Annotated in this window: 13 protein-coding genes; 9 read left to right on the top strand and 4 right to left on the bottom strand. The window is 65.4% G+C overall.

All coding sequences use genetic code 11. The features are described from left to right. Positions 1–2: 2 nt before the first annotated feature. From fabF to EHH60_RS12645, 3 genes are all read right to left on the bottom strand, one after another. Positions 3–1,265: a beta-ketoacyl-ACP synthase II gene (gene fabF / locus EHH60_RS12655; protein ID WP_124159786.1), complete on the bottom strand. Its 1,263-nt coding sequence runs from the start codon at positions 1,263–1,265 to the stop codon at positions 3–5. 1 nt (position 1,266) lies between these two features. Beyond that, positions 1,267–1,782, bottom strand: coding sequence for a winged helix-turn-helix transcriptional regulator (locus tag EHH60_RS12650; protein WP_124159785.1), 516 nt, complete (start codon positions 1,780–1,782; stop codon positions 1,267–1,269). Between the two features lie 410 nt (positions 1,783–2,192). Further along, positions 2,193–3,200 carry a polyprenyl synthetase family protein gene (locus tag EHH60_RS12645; RefSeq protein WP_124159784.1) on the bottom strand — a complete coding sequence of 336 codons (1,008 nt, stop codon included), beginning with the start codon at positions 3,198–3,200 and terminating at the stop codon, positions 2,193–2,195. 132 nt (positions 3,201–3,332) lie between these two features. On the opposite strand from EHH60_RS12645, the gene EHH60_RS12640 reads away from it, so the two are divergent. The 6 genes from EHH60_RS12640 to glyS all read left to right on the top strand — a co-directional run bounded on the left by EHH60_RS12640 (position 3,333) and on the right by glyS (position 8,926). Further along, the gene (locus tag EHH60_RS12640; RefSeq protein ID WP_008131471.1) at positions 3,333–3,560 is read left to right on the top strand and encodes a putative signal transducing protein; all 228 of its coding nucleotides are present in this window, start codon (positions 3,333–3,335) and stop codon (positions 3,558–3,560) included. After that, the gene (locus EHH60_RS12635; RefSeq protein ID WP_124159783.1) at positions 3,553–4,317 is read left to right on the top strand and encodes a tRNA1(Val) (adenine(37)-N6)-methyltransferase; all 765 of its coding nucleotides are present in this window, start codon (positions 3,553–3,555) and stop codon (positions 4,315–4,317) included. The genes EHH60_RS12640 and EHH60_RS12635 overlap by 8 nt, the downstream gene beginning before the upstream one ends. A 214-nt stretch (positions 4,318–4,531) precedes the next feature. Continuing rightward, entirely contained in the window at positions 4,532–5,440 is a 909-nt protein-coding gene (locus EHH60_RS12630) for a S49 family peptidase (protein WP_124159782.1), read from the top strand. A 104-nt stretch (positions 5,441–5,544) separates the two neighbouring features. Continuing rightward, complete coding sequence (locus EHH60_RS12625; protein WP_027558178.1) at positions 5,545–5,736, top strand: hypothetical protein; 192 nt, start codon at positions 5,545–5,547, stop codon at positions 5,734–5,736. 152 nt (positions 5,737–5,888) lie between these two features. Then, positions 5,889–6,827 (top strand): glycine--tRNA ligase subunit alpha, encoded by a 939-nt coding sequence (locus EHH60_RS12620; protein WP_124159781.1) that lies wholly within the window; start codon positions 5,889–5,891, stop codon positions 6,825–6,827. Beyond that, the gene (gene glyS, locus EHH60_RS12615) at positions 6,827–8,926 is read left to right on the top strand and encodes a glycine--tRNA ligase subunit beta (protein WP_124159780.1); all 2,100 of its coding nucleotides are present in this window, start codon (positions 6,827–6,829) and stop codon (positions 8,924–8,926) included. Before EHH60_RS12620 ends, glyS begins: the two co-directional genes overlap by 1 nt. 291 nt (positions 8,927–9,217) lie before the next feature. Here the strand turns inward: glyS and EHH60_RS12610 are convergent, their stop codons facing one another. Next, positions 9,218–9,571 carry a DUF1236 domain-containing protein gene (locus tag EHH60_RS12610; protein ID WP_124159779.1) on the bottom strand — a complete coding sequence of 118 codons (354 nt, stop codon included), beginning with the start codon at positions 9,569–9,571 and terminating at the stop codon, positions 9,218–9,220. Here EHH60_RS12610 and EHH60_RS12605 point away from each other — a divergent pair. The 3 genes from EHH60_RS12605 to ppdK all read left to right on the top strand — a co-directional run bounded on the left by EHH60_RS12605 (position 9,570) and on the right by ppdK (position 12,977). Then, positions 9,570–9,794, top strand: a complete 225-nt coding sequence (locus tag EHH60_RS12605) for a hypothetical protein (RefSeq protein WP_124159778.1) — start codon at positions 9,570–9,572, stop codon at positions 9,792–9,794. The genes EHH60_RS12610 and EHH60_RS12605 overlap by 2 nt on opposite strands. A 3-nt stretch (positions 9,795–9,797) precedes the next feature. Then, positions 9,798–9,953: a DUF3096 domain-containing protein gene (locus tag EHH60_RS12600; RefSeq protein ID WP_008562090.1), complete on the top strand. Its 156-nt coding sequence runs from the start codon at positions 9,798–9,800 to the stop codon at positions 9,951–9,953. A 96-nt stretch (positions 9,954–10,049) separates the two neighbouring features. Next, positions 10,050–12,977, top strand: coding sequence for a pyruvate, phosphate dikinase (ppdK, locus tag EHH60_RS12595; RefSeq protein WP_199751426.1), 2,928 nt, complete (start codon positions 10,050–10,052; stop codon positions 12,975–12,977). Positions 12,978–13,417: the final 440 nt, after the last annotated feature.

The raw sequence follows: 13,417 nt of genomic DNA, 5'->3' as shown, positions 1-13,417 counted from the left end.
GTTCAAGCCATCCGGCGGAAGATCACGCTGGCATTGACCCCGCCGAAGCCGAATCCGTTGGAGATGGCATGCTGCATCGGCATCGCTCTTGCTGCGCCGGCAACGATGTCGATACCGTCAGCGCCGGGATCCGGATTGTCGAGATTGAGCGTCGGCGGCGCGATCTGGTCGCGCAAAGCGAGCACGGTGAAGATCGCCTCCAGCCCGCCGGCAGCGCCGAGCAGGTGCCCGGTGGCCGATTTGGTCGCGCTGACGGCAATGCCGCGGTTGCGGCCAAACAGCGCTGCGATCGCGCCGAACTCGCTCTCGTCGCCGGCTGGAGTCGAGGTCGCATGCGCATTGAGGTGCTGTACATCCGCGGGTGCGAGCTTCGCCTGCCGTAGCGCGATCTCCATGGCGCGGCGCGCGCCATCGCCGTCGGGCGGACCCGACGTCATGTGATAGGCATCCGCCGTCGTGCCGTAGCCGACGATCTCCGCGATCGGCGTCGCGCCGCGCGCCAGCGCATGCTCCAGCGCCTCGATCACCAGGATGCCGGCGCCTTCGCCCATCACAAAGCCGTCGCGGTCGCGATCGAATGGGCGCGAGGCGCGTGCGGGCTCGTCGTTGAAGCTGCTCGACAGCGCGCGGGCCGCGGCAAAGCCGCCGAGGCTGACGATGTCGATGCAGGCCTCCGCGCCGCCGCAGATCGCGACATCGGCTTCGCCGGCACGGATCATGCGCGCGGCATCGCCGATCGCCTGCACGCCGGCGGCACACGCCGTGACCGGCGTGCCCAGCGCTCCCTTGTAGCCGTATTTGATCGAGACCTGGCCGGCTGCGAGATTGGCGAGGAAGGAGGGAATCGTGAACGGCGACAGCCGGCGCGCGCCGCGCTGCTCGGTGATGCGCACCGCCTCCGCCATCGCCGGAAAGCCGCCGATGCCGGAAGCGATGATCGTCGCGGTCCGCTCCAGCGCCGCCGCATCCTGCGGCGTCCATCCGGCCTGCGCGACCGCTTCTCCGGTGGCAAGCAGCGCGAACAGGATGAAGCGGTCCATCTTGCGCTGGTCTTTTGGCGCAGCCGCCTGTGCCGGATCGAAGCCGCCATCGGCGTCATCGGTCTTGTCGGGCACGAGACCGGCGATGCGCGCGGGAAGTACCTGCGCCCACTCCGGCAGAGGTCGCAGCCCGCTTCGGCCGGCGAGCAGCCGCCGCCAGGACAGTTCGACACCGCAGCCGAGCGGCGACACCGCGCCCATGCCAGTCACGACGATACGACGCATGTCAATCTCCAGCCGGCGCGACGGCCGGGTTCATGGCCCTGAGCGAAGCGAGCCGCGCGCGCATGCCGCGGCTGGCGCGGGGACCGGGAATGGCGACCGTGTTGGCAAGCGTGATCGGCTGCATGTCGGCGGCGTCGACGACGATCGGATCGAACGGGCGAGCGTCGCTCCGGTTCGCCAACAGGATGGATTCGCCCTTCGGCGCGAGATGCTTGTTGCCCCAGGCGAGCAGCGCGACGATGACGGGGAAAAAATCCCGCGCCTTGTCCGTCAGCACATATTCGTAGCGCGGCGGGCGTTCGTTGTAGCGGCGTCGGACGAACATGCCGCTCTCGGTGAGATGGGCGAGGCGCCGCGACAGGATGTTCGGCGCGATCCCGAGGCTTTGCGCGAGCTCGTCGAATTTCGTCGCGCCCTGAAACGCATCGCGCAGAATCAGGATGCTCCACCATTCGCCGACCGTCTCCACGGCGCGGCCGACCGGACATTCCAGGATGGAAGGGGATTTTGGCTGCATGGCGGGAGGTTAGGGTAGTTACTTGCAAAATGCAAGTAACTAGATGGGCCAAGCATGCGGAGCGAATGAAGCTGGCTTCTGCTGGTGAGGCGAAGCGCAGTTGCTGGACAGACGCTCTCGTGCCCCGGACGCAGCGCAGCGCCTCTTTGCGGTGCGCTGCAGAGCCGGGGCCCATACTGCTGATCGTTGGAGGTCGGATGGGTCCCGGCTCTGCGCAGCAGCGTTTCACGCTGCAGCGCGTCCGGGACACGAGAGCGAGCGGTGCCGTCGCGCCTTACGCACGCAATGACTGGTGGAGACAGCGCGCACTTATCCGTCACCGGTCCCCTGAGGCGCTCGCCTCTTAGGCGAGCCTCAGGATGGCGGAGTAGGCAACGGTGCGAAAATCGGGAAGTACGTCAGCCAGTCGCCTAATGCGACCGTGCCAGGCAGAACGCCACGACCTGCTCCAGTGCGCTCTTCATCGGCGAGGGCGGGAACAGCGCCAGCGCGTCCACCGCCATGGCGCCGTAGTGCTGGGCGCGGCTCAGCGTATCCTCGAGCGCGCGATGCTTGTTCATCAGGCCGATGGCGTGGTCGAGATCGCCATCGCCGATCTCGCCGCGCTCTAGCGCTCGGATCCAGAAGGCGCGCTCGGTGTCGTTGCCGCGTCGGAAAGCGAGCACGACCGGCAGGGTGATCTTGCCTTCGCGGAAATCGTCGCCGGTGTTCTTGCCGAGCTTGGCGCTCTTGCCGCCATAATCGAGCACGTCGTCGACGAGCTGGAAGGCGATGCCGAGATTCATGCCGACCGAGCGGCAGGCGGTCTGCTCCGCCTTCGGCCGGTTGGCGATGACGGGACCGACCTCGCAGGCGGCCGCGAACAATTCGGCGGTCTTGCCTCGGATCACGGCGAGATATTCGTCCTCGGTGGTCGCGGTGTTCTTGGCTGCGGCCAGCTGCATGACCTCGCCCTCGGCGATGGTCGCGGCGGCCGCGGAGAGGATGTCGAGCGCGCGGAGCGAGCCGACTTCGACCATCATGCGGAAGGCCTGGCCGAGCAGGAAGTCGCCGACCAGCACGCTCGCCTCGTTGCCCCAGAGCATGCGCGCCGACAGCTTGCCGCGGCGCAATTCGCTCTCGTCGACGACGTCGTCGTGGAGCAGGGTGGCGGTATGCATGAACTCGACGGAGGCAGCGAGCTTGATATGGCCGTCGCCGGCGTAGCCGGCCAGGTTGGCCATGGCGAGCGTCAGCATCGGCCGCAGGCGCTTGCCGCCGGAGGAGATCAGGTGGTTGGCGACCTCCGGGATCATGGTCACCTCGGAGCCAGTCCGCGACAGAATCGTGGCGTTGACGCGCTCCATGTCAGGGGCGACAAGGGCAACCAGCTCTTCGATCGACGCGCCGGGAGTTTCGAAAGGTACGATGACGGCCACGCCGGTCTCCAATATTTGCCCCGGAAGGGCTATTCTGATGGAAAGACAATAGAAACTGGCGACGGACGCGGCAAGACCTCGGAACCATTGACATTTGCCGCATGCCCCCCTTTCAGGCAGGAGATCTGCGTTTTGCGCGAACTGGTTCGGACCAATGACATGGTGCTGGTGTCGGCGATCGGCGCGCTGCTTGACGGTGCCAACATCCATCATCTGGTGCTGGACCAGAACATGAGCATCATCGAGGGCTCGCTCGGCATTTTGCCGCGGCGGATCCTGGTCCATGAGGACGACGCCCAGGAGGCGAGGGCTCTCCTCACCGAAGCCGGCCTCAGCCACGAACTGCGCGGCGATGATTGAGGCCGCAGATATTACCGAGGACGCCTTTCTCGGCGGGCAATTGCGCTTGATGCAGAAACGATCCGGCCATCGCGCCGGGCATGACGCCATCCTGCTTGCGGCGGCGATCGACGCGAAGGCGGGGGACCGCGTGGTCGATTTCGGCGCCGGTATCGGCGCGGCCGGACTGGCGCTGGCGCGCCGCGTCGCGGGCATCAGGCTCAGCCTGGTCGAGATCGATCCGGAGCTGGCCGAGCTCGCGCGGCGCAACGCGGCGGCGAATGCGATTGCCGCCGAGACGATCGTGCTCGACGTTACGGCCGAGCCGCAGGCCTTTGCGTCAAACGGGCTGTCGCCCGACAGCGCGGACGTGGTGTTGATGAATCCGCCCTTCAACGATCCGGCGCGGCATCGCGGCTCGCCGGATCGGGCGCGGCACACCGCGCATGTGGCGACGGAGGAGACCCTGCATGCGTGGGTGCATGCAGCGCGACGTATCCTCCGATCCAATGGCGTGCTGACCTTGATCTGGCGTGCGGATGGAATCGCCGAGGTCCTGGCAGCGCTGTCACGCGGGTTCGGCAGCGTCTCGATCCTGCCGGTTCATGGCGAGGCGGGGCGGCCCGCGATCCGCGTGCTGGTGCGTGCGGTGAAAGGCGGTCGGGCCCCGACGCGATTGCTGCCGGGCCTCATGCTCAACAACGAGTCACGCATGTCCGAAAGCGCAGTGACGCAGATTCTGGAAGGGAGAGCGGCCTTGCCGCTGGTGGAACCGTGAGGGCTTACCGGGGAAGCGATTCGGACTGCTGCTCTTGCGGCGAGGTGAGGCGGATCGCCGTGAACAGCGCGCCGATCAGCAGCATCAGCAGATAGATTTTCATGGTGTTCTCCGCTGCCTCATTGCAGCCTCCCAACGGGAAAACTGCAAAGCACGTTCCGGGCACTTCCAATGACAGTCGCGTGATAAGAAATGGTTAATCAGAGGTAACGGCATGGCCGAACAATTGAACGATCGTGAGAGTTCCGGCCTGGCCGACAAGCTCATGCAATATCTGCCGGCGCGCTTTCGGCCGGGCACCTCGGTGGTGCCGGTGGTGCGGCTGTCAGGGGTGATCGGTGCGGTGACGCCGCTGCGCCCCGGCTTGACGCTTGCTGGCGTCGCGCGGGTGCTCGAGCGCGCGTTCTCGTATCGGCACGCCAAGGCGGTGGCGCTGGTGATCAATTCTCCCGGCGGCTCGCCGGTGCAGTCGCGTCAGATCTACTTGCGCATCAAGCAGCTCGCGGCGGAGAAGAAGCTGCCGGTGCTGGTGTTCGTCGAGGATGTCGCGGCGTCCGGTGGCTACATGATCGCCTGCGCCGGCGACGAGATCATCTGCGATCCCTCTTCGATCCTCGGCTCGATCGGCGTGGTCGGCGGCAGTTTCGGCTTTCAGGAGGCGATCAGGCGGCTCGGCATCGAACGGCGCCTCTACACGGCGGGCGAACACAAGGCGATGCTCGACCCGTTCCTCCCGGAAGACCCTGACGACGTCGCCAAGCTGAAGGCGATCCAGCGCGAGATCCACCAGATCTTCATCTCGCTGGTCAAGGAAAGCCGCGGCGCGCGGCTGAAGGGAGCGGACGACACCCTGTTCACGGGGGAATACTGGGCCGGTGAGAGCGCCATCGCGCTGGGGCTTGCCGACCACATCGGTGATCTTCGCTCAACTCTTCGTGCTCGCTTTGGCGAGAAGGTTCTCACCCCCGTGATCGCACAGCCGACAGGACTGCTCTCCGGCCTTTTGGGGCGGAAATCGCCCGGCGCGGGGCAGCTTTTGGCCCTGGAATCGATGGTCGGCTTGCCGGACGAGCTGATCTCGGCGGTCGAGACGCGGGCGATCTGGGCGAAATTCGGGTTTTAGGCCGGGCCCTGCCGCGCCATTTGGCCCTCGACCCGCAGATTGCGGCGCAGGCCCATCTGCGCAACAATGCGCGTGGGGGCTGAGCACTAGACAAGGATCGACCGATGCCGCCGTTCGTCGCTTTCGCGGGCGTGCTGGGCGGGCTTGCCGTGGTCCGCTGGGCCTACAAGACCGCTGTCCGGATCAACCAGGAGCTGGAGGAGATGCGTCTGTCGCGCGTCGCTGAAGCCGCCCATATGGGGGATATCCAGACGCTGAAGCGTGACCCCGTGACCGGAGCTTACCGGCCGGGTTAGGCCGCACCTTTTCATTCATGCCGTCATTCCGGGTTCGCCCTTAGGGCGCCCCGGAATGACGGCCATTTCCGGCCCCTTCGCCTTGATTCCCATCCCCGCCGTCGATACGGTCCCGCGCGATTCAAAACCCCCCGCGAGAGCCCGATCTGACGATGGACGCCTCATTGCCCGCCCATATGCGCCCGGAACGCTCGTTCCAGGGCTTCATCCTCGCGCTCCAGCGGTTCTGGGCCGAGCAGGGCTGCGTGATCCTGCAGCCCTACGACATGGAGATGGGCGCGGGCACCTTCCATCCGGCGACCACCCTGCGCGCGCTCGGGCCAAAGCCCTGGAACGCGGCCTATGTGCAGCCCTCGCGCCGGCCCAAGGACGGCCGTTACGGCGAGAACCCGAATCGGCTGCAGCACTATTACCAGTTCCAGGTGATCATGAAGCCGTCGCCGCCGAACCTTCAGGAGCTGTACCTGAAGTCGCTCGCTGCGATCGGCATCGATTCCGCCGTGCACGACATCCGCTTCGTCGAAGACGATTGGGAGAGCCCGACGCTCGGTGCCTGGGGTTTGGGGTGGGAATGCTGGTGCGACGGCATGGAGGTCTCTCAGTTCACCTATTTCCAGCAGGTCGCGGGCTTCGAATGCGCGCCGGTCGCGGGTGAGCTCACCTATGGCCTCGAGCGCCTCGCGATGTATGTGCAGGGCGTCGACCGCGTCTACGACCTCAACTTCAACGGCCGCGAGGGGGACGCCAAGGTCACCTATGGCGACGTGTTCCTGCAGGCCGAGCAGGAATATTCGCGGCACAATTTCGAACATGCCGACACGGCGATGCTGTTCGAGCAGTTCAAGATGGCGGAAGCGGCCTGCCGGAAATATCTCGACGCCGGCTGGCGCGAAGGCGGCAATCGGAAACAGCATCTGATGGCGCTGCCGGCCTACGACCAGTGCATCAAGGCGAGCCATGTCTTCAATCTGCTCGACGCGCGCGGCGTGATCTCCGTGACCGAGCGGCAGAGCTACATTCTTCGCGTGCGCGAGCTGGCCAAGGCTTGCGGCGAGGCCTGGATCCATACTGAAGCGGGCGGAGCGGCCTGATGCCCGATCTTTTGCTTGAACTGTTCTCGGAAGAAATCCCCGCGCGCATGCAAGGGAAGGCGGCCGACGATCTGCGCCGCATGGTCACCGACAAGCTGGTTGCCGAAGGTCTCGTCTATGAGGGCGCAAAAGCCTTCGCGACGCCGCGCCGCCTTGCGCTCACCGTGCACGGGATTCCTGCGCGCCAGCCCGATCTCAAGACCGAGCGCCGCGGACCCAAGGTCGGCGCGCCCGACGCGGCCGTCCAGGGCTTCCTGAAAGCGACGGGATTGAAGTCGCTGGACGAAGCAAAAATCCAGCGCGACCCCAAGGGTGATTTCTACATCGGCTTGATCGAAAAGCCCGGCCGCGACGCGATAGACGTCCTCGCGGAAATCCTGCCCGTCATCGTCCGCACCTTCCCGTGGCCGAAATCGATGCGCTGGGGCGCGCGCTCCGGCAAGCCCGGCTCGCTGAACTGGGTGCGTCCGCTGCATGCGATCACCGCGACCTTCGGCCTCGAGACCGAAGAGCCCGATGTCGTGAAATTCGAGGTCGACGGCATCGAGAGCGGCCAGACCACTTACGGCCATCGCTTCCTTGCGCCCGCGGCGATTTCCGTGCGCCGCTTCGAGGACTACGAAGCAAAACTGCTCGACGCCAAGGTCGTGCTCGACCCCGAGCGCCGCAAGGACGCGATCCTCACCGACGCCAAGCAGTTGGCCTTCGCGCAGGGCTTCGAACTCGTCGAGGACCAGAATCTGCTCGACGAGGTCGCCGGCCTCGTCGAATGGCCGGTCGTGCTGATGGGCTCGTTCGAGCCGGAGTTCCTTGCGACGCCGGCGGAGGTGATCCGCGCCACCATACGCAACAACCAGAAGTGCTTTGTCGTGAGCGACGCCAAGACGGGCAAGCTCGCCAACAAGTTCATTCTGGTCGCCAACATCGAGGCGACCGATGGCGGCAAGACCATCATCGCCGGCAACGAGCGCGTCATTCGCGCGCGGCTGAGCGACGCGAAGTTCTTCTATGAGACCGATCTCAAGACGAAGCTCGAGGATCGGCTGCCGAAGTTTGAGCAGATCGTGTTCCACGAGAAGCTCGGCACGCAAGCCGCGCGCATCAAGCGCATCGAACGCCTTGCCGCCGAGATCGCGCCGCTGGTCGGCGCCGATGTCGCCAGGGCCACGCGCGCCGCGCATTTGGCGAAGGCGGATCTGCTGACCGAAGTCGTCGGCGAATTCCCGGAGGTGCAGGGGCTGATGGGCAAATACTATGCCCTGGCCCAGGGTGAGGACCCCTCCGTCGCCGCCGCCTGCGAGGAGCACTACAAGCCGCAGGGCCCCGCCGATCGCGTGCCGACCGATCCGGTGAGCGTCGCGGTGGCGCTAGCGGACAAGATCGATACCCTGGTCGGCTTCTGGGCGATCGACGAGAAGCCGACGGGCAGCAAGGACCCCTATGCGTTGCGGAGAGCAGCATTGGGCGTAATCAGGCTGATTGCCGAGAATGCACTTCGTCTGTCGTTGATGAAGGTGGCGGCGTCCGCGCTCGCTGGCTTGTGGGTGAAGCCTGCCGATGCGCAGAAGCTTCCGAGCGACCTGCTCACCTTCTTCGCCGACCGCCTCAAGGTCCAGCTCCGCGAGCAGGGTGCGCGGCACGATCTCGTCGACGCCGTGTTCGCGCTCGGCGGCCAGGACGACCTCCTCATGATCGTCCGCCGCGTCGAGGCGCTCGGTAAATTCCTCGATACCGATGACGGCAAGAACCTGCTGGCCGGCACCAAGCGTGCCAGCAACATCCTCTCGATCGAGGAGAAAAAGGACAAGCGCAGCTTCGACGGCACGCCGGATGCGGCGCTTTACAGCCTCCACGAGGAGAAGGCGCTGGCGAAGGCAATCGGCGAGGTGAAGACGGAAGCCAGCGTGGCCGTCGCCAAGGAGGATTTCGCTGCAGCGATGAGCGCGATGGCGAAGCTGCGTCCGCCGGTCGATGCCTTTTTCGACAAGGTGCGCGTCAACGACGACGATACGAAGGTGCGCGAGAACCGCCTCAAGCTTCTGAACGAGATCCGCAGCGCGACGCGCGCGGTGGCGGATTTCTCGAAGATCCAGGATTGAGCAGCGTTCGCGCGGCAAACAACCTTTGTCGTTCCGGGGCGGTGCGGAGCACCGAACCCGGCATCTCAAGATTCCGGGTTCGCGCTTTCGTTGGATTCGCGCTTTCGTTGGCCCCGGAATGACAGGACGCAAAAAGCCCCGCCCGGCGGGGGGAGGACCGGGCAGGGCCGATGTCCGATTTAGTACTGCTCGCGCCAGCCTGATGTGACGCGCCGGACATCGAATGGAACGGCAGCGTTCCCCAGCGAAGTGGGTGTCGCTTCGCGTGGGAAAACGCGTCCAAACGCGAATTTAGTCCAGCACCTCGACGATGCGGCGCGAGCGCGGCTCGACCAGCACGGTCTCGCCGTTCACGACGGTGTAGCGATAGGTGGTGGCCCCGAAGCGTTGCGGCACGTCATAATAAGTGACCCCGCTTTCGGGTAAGGTGGCGCCGACCACGACACGATCCGGAATCCGGAAGGGCGGCACACGTTGTTCGACGACATATTCGCGGAAGGCTGGCCGCTGGTCGACCGCAATGGTCGGGGCGCTGTCGACCACGGCCGGCGCGCGTCCCACGGTGACACCGCTTTGCGCCTGCGCCGCCAGAGGCGAGCCGACCGCGGCTGCGACCGCTGCAAGAGCAAGAATCCTGTTCCGCATGGACAACTCCTTCGACGTTTCTTTTGCGGGCGCGCGACTGGCGCGACCGGTTGCCAATGCGTGCCTCATGGCAATGTTCCGGGAAAAGGCCTGCCGCATTCGCGGCAATTTCGGGCGGTTTTCGCGAAGCGGGGAACTCGAAGCGCGTCTTGCGCATCTCTACTCCCGGAACCGGGCCGGCTATGATCCGCGCGCGATTCGCCTCACCTCCACAGAAAGATAGTTCATGCACATCACCGTCGCCCACATTTCGCCGATCCTGTCGTTGATTGCGGGCGTGCTCATCCTGATCATGCCGCGGCTTCTCAACCTCATCGTCGCGATCTTCCTCATCGTCAACGGCGCGATCGGGCTCGGGCTCCTGAAGTGGCTCCGCTTCTAGGCGTTCACTTTTAGGAACCGTCCGACTTGCGCGGGCCCGCCCAAAATGGTGTAAGGCCCGCGATTTCCCATTCCTCTCGCAGGTTGTGTGCAAGCTATGGCCAAAGCCGCCTCGAAGCCTAAGAAAATGCCAGCGAAATCAAAGTCCTCTGCCGTCGCGAAAGCCGCGCCTCCGGCCCGCAAGACGCTGGCTAAAAGCGCGCCGAAGCCGGTCGCCAAGCCCGCTGCAAAGTCCGCAGCCAAGCCGGCGGCAAAAGCTGCGACCAAGGCGGCTCTGCCGAAGGTCGCCGCGAAGCCTGCACCGAAGAAGGCTGTGCCTGCCAAGGCGGCGGCAGCCACGGCGAAGGCCGGCAAATGGGTGTTCACGTTCGGTGACGGCAAGGCCGAGGGTCGCTCGGAAATGCGCGACCTGCTCGGCGGCAAGGGCGCCAACCTCGCCGAGATGGCCAATCTCGGCCTGCCGGTGCCTCCCGGCTTCACCATCCCGACCTCGGTCTGCACCTATTTCTACGCACACGATAAGACCTACCCGAAGGAGTTGCAGTCGCAGGTTGAGAAAGCGCTCGACTACGTCGGCAAATTGACCGGCAAGGTGTTCGGCGACGCCAGGAACCCGCTGCTCGTCTCCGTGCGCTCCGGCGCGCGCGCCTCGATGCCGGGCATGATGGACACCGTGCTCAATCTCGGTCTCAACGACCAGACCGTGGAAGCGCTATCCGAATTGTCGGGCGACCGCCGCTTCGCCTATGACAGCTATCGGCGCTTCATCACCATGTATTCGGACGTGGTGCTCGGCTTCGAGCACCATCACTTCGAGGAAATCCTCGACACTTTCAAGGACGCCCAGGGCTACACGCTCGACACGGACCTGTCCGCCGACGACTGGGTCGAATTGGTCGGCAAGTACAAGGACGCGGTCGCGCGCGAGACCGGCAAGGAGTTTCCGCAGGATCCGCACGACCAGCTCTGGGGCGCGATCGGTGCGGTGTTTTCCTCCTGGATGAACGCGCGCGCGGTGACCTATCGCAAGCTGCACGACATTCCGGAATCCTGGGGCACCGCGGTCAACGTGCAGGCCATGGTGTTCGGCAACATGGGCGAGACCTCGGCGACGGGCGTTGCCTTCACCCGCAATCCCTCGACCGGCGAGAGCAAGCTCTACGGCGAGTTCCTGATCAACGCGCAAGGCGAGGACGTGGTGGCGGGCATCCGCACGCCCCAGGACATCACCGAGGAAGCGCGGAAGGAGTCGGGCTCCGACAAGGCGTCGATGGAATCGGCGATGCCGGAGGCCTTCAAGGAGCTGACGCGGATCTACACGCTGCTCGAGAAGCACTACCGCGACATGCAGGACATGGAGTTCACGGTCGAGCAGGGCAAGCTCTGGATGCTCCAGACCCGCGGCGGCAAGCGCACCGCGAAAGCGGCGCTACGCATCGCGGTCGAGCTCGCCAATGAGGGCCTGATCTCGAAGAAGGAAGCGGTGACGCGGATCGATCCGGCCTCGCTCGACCAGCTGCTGCATCCGACCATCGATCCCAACGCCAAGCGCGACGTGATCGCGACCGGTCTGCCGGCATCCCCGGGTGCAGCCTCCGGCGAGATCGTGTTCTCCTCGGACGAGGCGGCCAAGCTTCAAGCCGACGGGCGCAAGGTTATTCTGGTCCGTATAGAGACCAGCCCGGAAGACATCCACGGCATGCACGCTGCCGAAGGTATCCTGACCACCCGCGGCGGCATGACCTCGCACGCGGCGGTGGTCGCGCGCGGCATGGGCAAGCCCTGCGTCTCCGGCTGCGGCACCATCCGCGTCGATTACGGCCGCGGCACCATGAGCATCGGCTCGCGCACCTTCAAGACCGGCGACGTCATCACCATCGACGGCTCACTCGGCCAGGTGCTCGCCGGCCGCATGCCGATGATCGAGCCGGAACTGTCCGGCGAGTTCGGCACGCTGATGAACTGGGCCGACCAGGTCCGCAAGATCGGCGTGCGCGTCAATGCCGACACGCCCGACGACGCGCGCACTGCGATCAAGTTCGGCGCGGAAGGCATTGGCCTCTGCCGCACCGAGCACATGTTCTTCGAGGAGACGCGCATCCGCACGGTGCGCGAGATGATCCTCTCCGAGGATGAGCAGTCGCGCCGCGCCGCGCTCGCAAAGCTGCTGCCGATGCAGCGCGCTGACTTCGTCGAGCTGTTCGAGATCATGAAGGGCCTGCCCGTCACGATCCGCCTGCTCGATCCGCCGCTGCACGAATTCCTGCCGCACACCCATGCCGAGGTCGAGGAAGTGGCGCGCGCCATGAACACCGATCCGCGGCGCCTGGCCGACCGCGCGCGCGAGCTCTCGGAGTTCAACCCGATGCTCGGGTTCCGCGGCTGCCGAATCGCGATCGCCTATCCGGAGATCGCCGAGATGCAGGCCCGCGCGATCTTCGAGGCGGCAGTCGAGGCCGAGAAGCGCACCGGCAAGGCCGTCGGCCTCGAGGTGATGGTGCCGCTGATCGCGACCAAGGCCGAGCTGGATCTCGTCAAGGCGCGGATCGATGCGACCGCCCAGGCGGTGATGCGCGACACCAACACCAAGCTGGCCTATCAGGTCGGTACCATGATCGAGCTGCCGCGCGCCTGCCTGCTTGCGGCCGAGATCGCGCAGTCGGCCGAGTTCTTCTCGTTCGGCACCAACGACCTGACGCAGACGACCTACGGCATCAGCCGCGACGATGCGGCGAGCTTCCTCGGTGCCTACGTCGCGAAGGGCATCCTCTCGGTCGATCCCTTCATCTCCCTGGATCAGGAAGGCGTCGGCGAGCTCGTCAAGATCGGCGTGGCGCGCGGCCGCAAGACCCGTGCCTCGCTCAAGGTCGGCATCTGCGGCGAGCACGGGGGCGATCCCGCCTCCGTCGCCTTCTGCCACCAAATCGGCCTCAACTACGTCTCCTGCTCGCCCTACCGCGTGCCGATCGCGCGGCTCGCAGCGGCGCAAGCCGCACTCGGCAAGGCCATCGCCAGCCAGGCGTAAGCAGAACTAGGATGCTGGAATGAGAGAGGCGGGGCCAGGACCCCGCCTCTTTCATTTGACGTCACGCTCTTTCAACAACGTCATTGCGAGCGCGGCGTAGTAATCCAGAATCCTTCCGCGGAGGGATTCTAGATTGCTTCGTCGCAAGTGCTCCTCGCGATGACGAGTTTGTGGCTACGCGCGTGCCATCCCCTCCCTGTCATAGCCCGGCTTGACCGGGGCAGGACAGCAGTCGCTACAACAGGAACCCGTCACGCGTCCCGTAATGATACGCATGCGCAAGAGTTCCTTCACCATGCGCGTTGACGCGATGTTTACCGCTTCACGTCAGGCCGCATTTACCAATGCGCGACGTCGCTCCGTGAAAACACCTGCATTCGCTTGAGTGTGCCGCATGCGCAACGCGGATTAACGCCCCGGCAACCTAAATTGGATACTTA

This window comes from Bradyrhizobium sp. RP6 (assembly GCF_003837805.1).
In the GTDB taxonomy this organism is placed as follows: domain Bacteria; phylum Pseudomonadota; class Alphaproteobacteria; order Rhizobiales; family Xanthobacteraceae; genus Bradyrhizobium.
This window is presented reverse-complemented; position numbering and strand designations above follow the sequence as displayed.

What these genes read in the sequence shown, in the direction of transcription:
- ppdK (WP_199751426.1), top strand. Translation starts at nt 10,050, where the DNA reads ATGGCCAAAGCCGCCTCGAAGCCTAAGAAAATGCCAGCGAAATCAAAG.
- EHH60_RS12610 (WP_124159779.1), bottom strand. Translation starts at nt 9,571, where the DNA reads ATGCGGAACAGGATTCTTGCTCTTGCAGCGGTCGCAGCCGCGGTCGGC.
- EHH60_RS12650 (WP_124159785.1), bottom strand. Translation starts at nt 1,782, where the DNA reads ATGCAGCCAAAATCCCCTTCCATCCTGGAATGTCCGGTCGGCCGCGCC.
- EHH60_RS12600 (WP_008562090.1), top strand. Translation starts at nt 9,798, where the DNA reads ATGCACATCACCGTCGCCCACATTTCGCCGATCCTGTCGTTGATTGCG.
- EHH60_RS12620 (WP_124159781.1), top strand. Translation starts at nt 5,889, where the DNA reads ATGGACGCCTCATTGCCCGCCCATATGCGCCCGGAACGCTCGTTCCAG.
- EHH60_RS12605 (WP_124159778.1), top strand. Translation starts at nt 9,570, where the DNA reads ATGGACAACTCCTTCGACGTTTCTTTTGCGGGCGCGCGACTGGCGCGA.
- fabF (WP_124159786.1), bottom strand. Translation starts at nt 1,265, where the DNA reads ATGCGTCGTATCGTCGTGACTGGCATGGGCGCGGTGTCGCCGCTCGGC.
- EHH60_RS12635 (WP_124159783.1), top strand. Translation starts at nt 3,553, where the DNA reads ATGATTGAGGCCGCAGATATTACCGAGGACGCCTTTCTCGGCGGGCAA.
- EHH60_RS12630 (WP_124159782.1), top strand. Translation starts at nt 4,532, where the DNA reads ATGGCCGAACAATTGAACGATCGTGAGAGTTCCGGCCTGGCCGACAAG.
- glyS (WP_124159780.1), top strand. Translation starts at nt 6,827, where the DNA reads ATGCCCGATCTTTTGCTTGAACTGTTCTCGGAAGAAATCCCCGCGCGC.
- EHH60_RS12625 (WP_027558178.1), top strand. Translation starts at nt 5,545, where the DNA reads ATGCCGCCGTTCGTCGCTTTCGCGGGCGTGCTGGGCGGGCTTGCCGTG.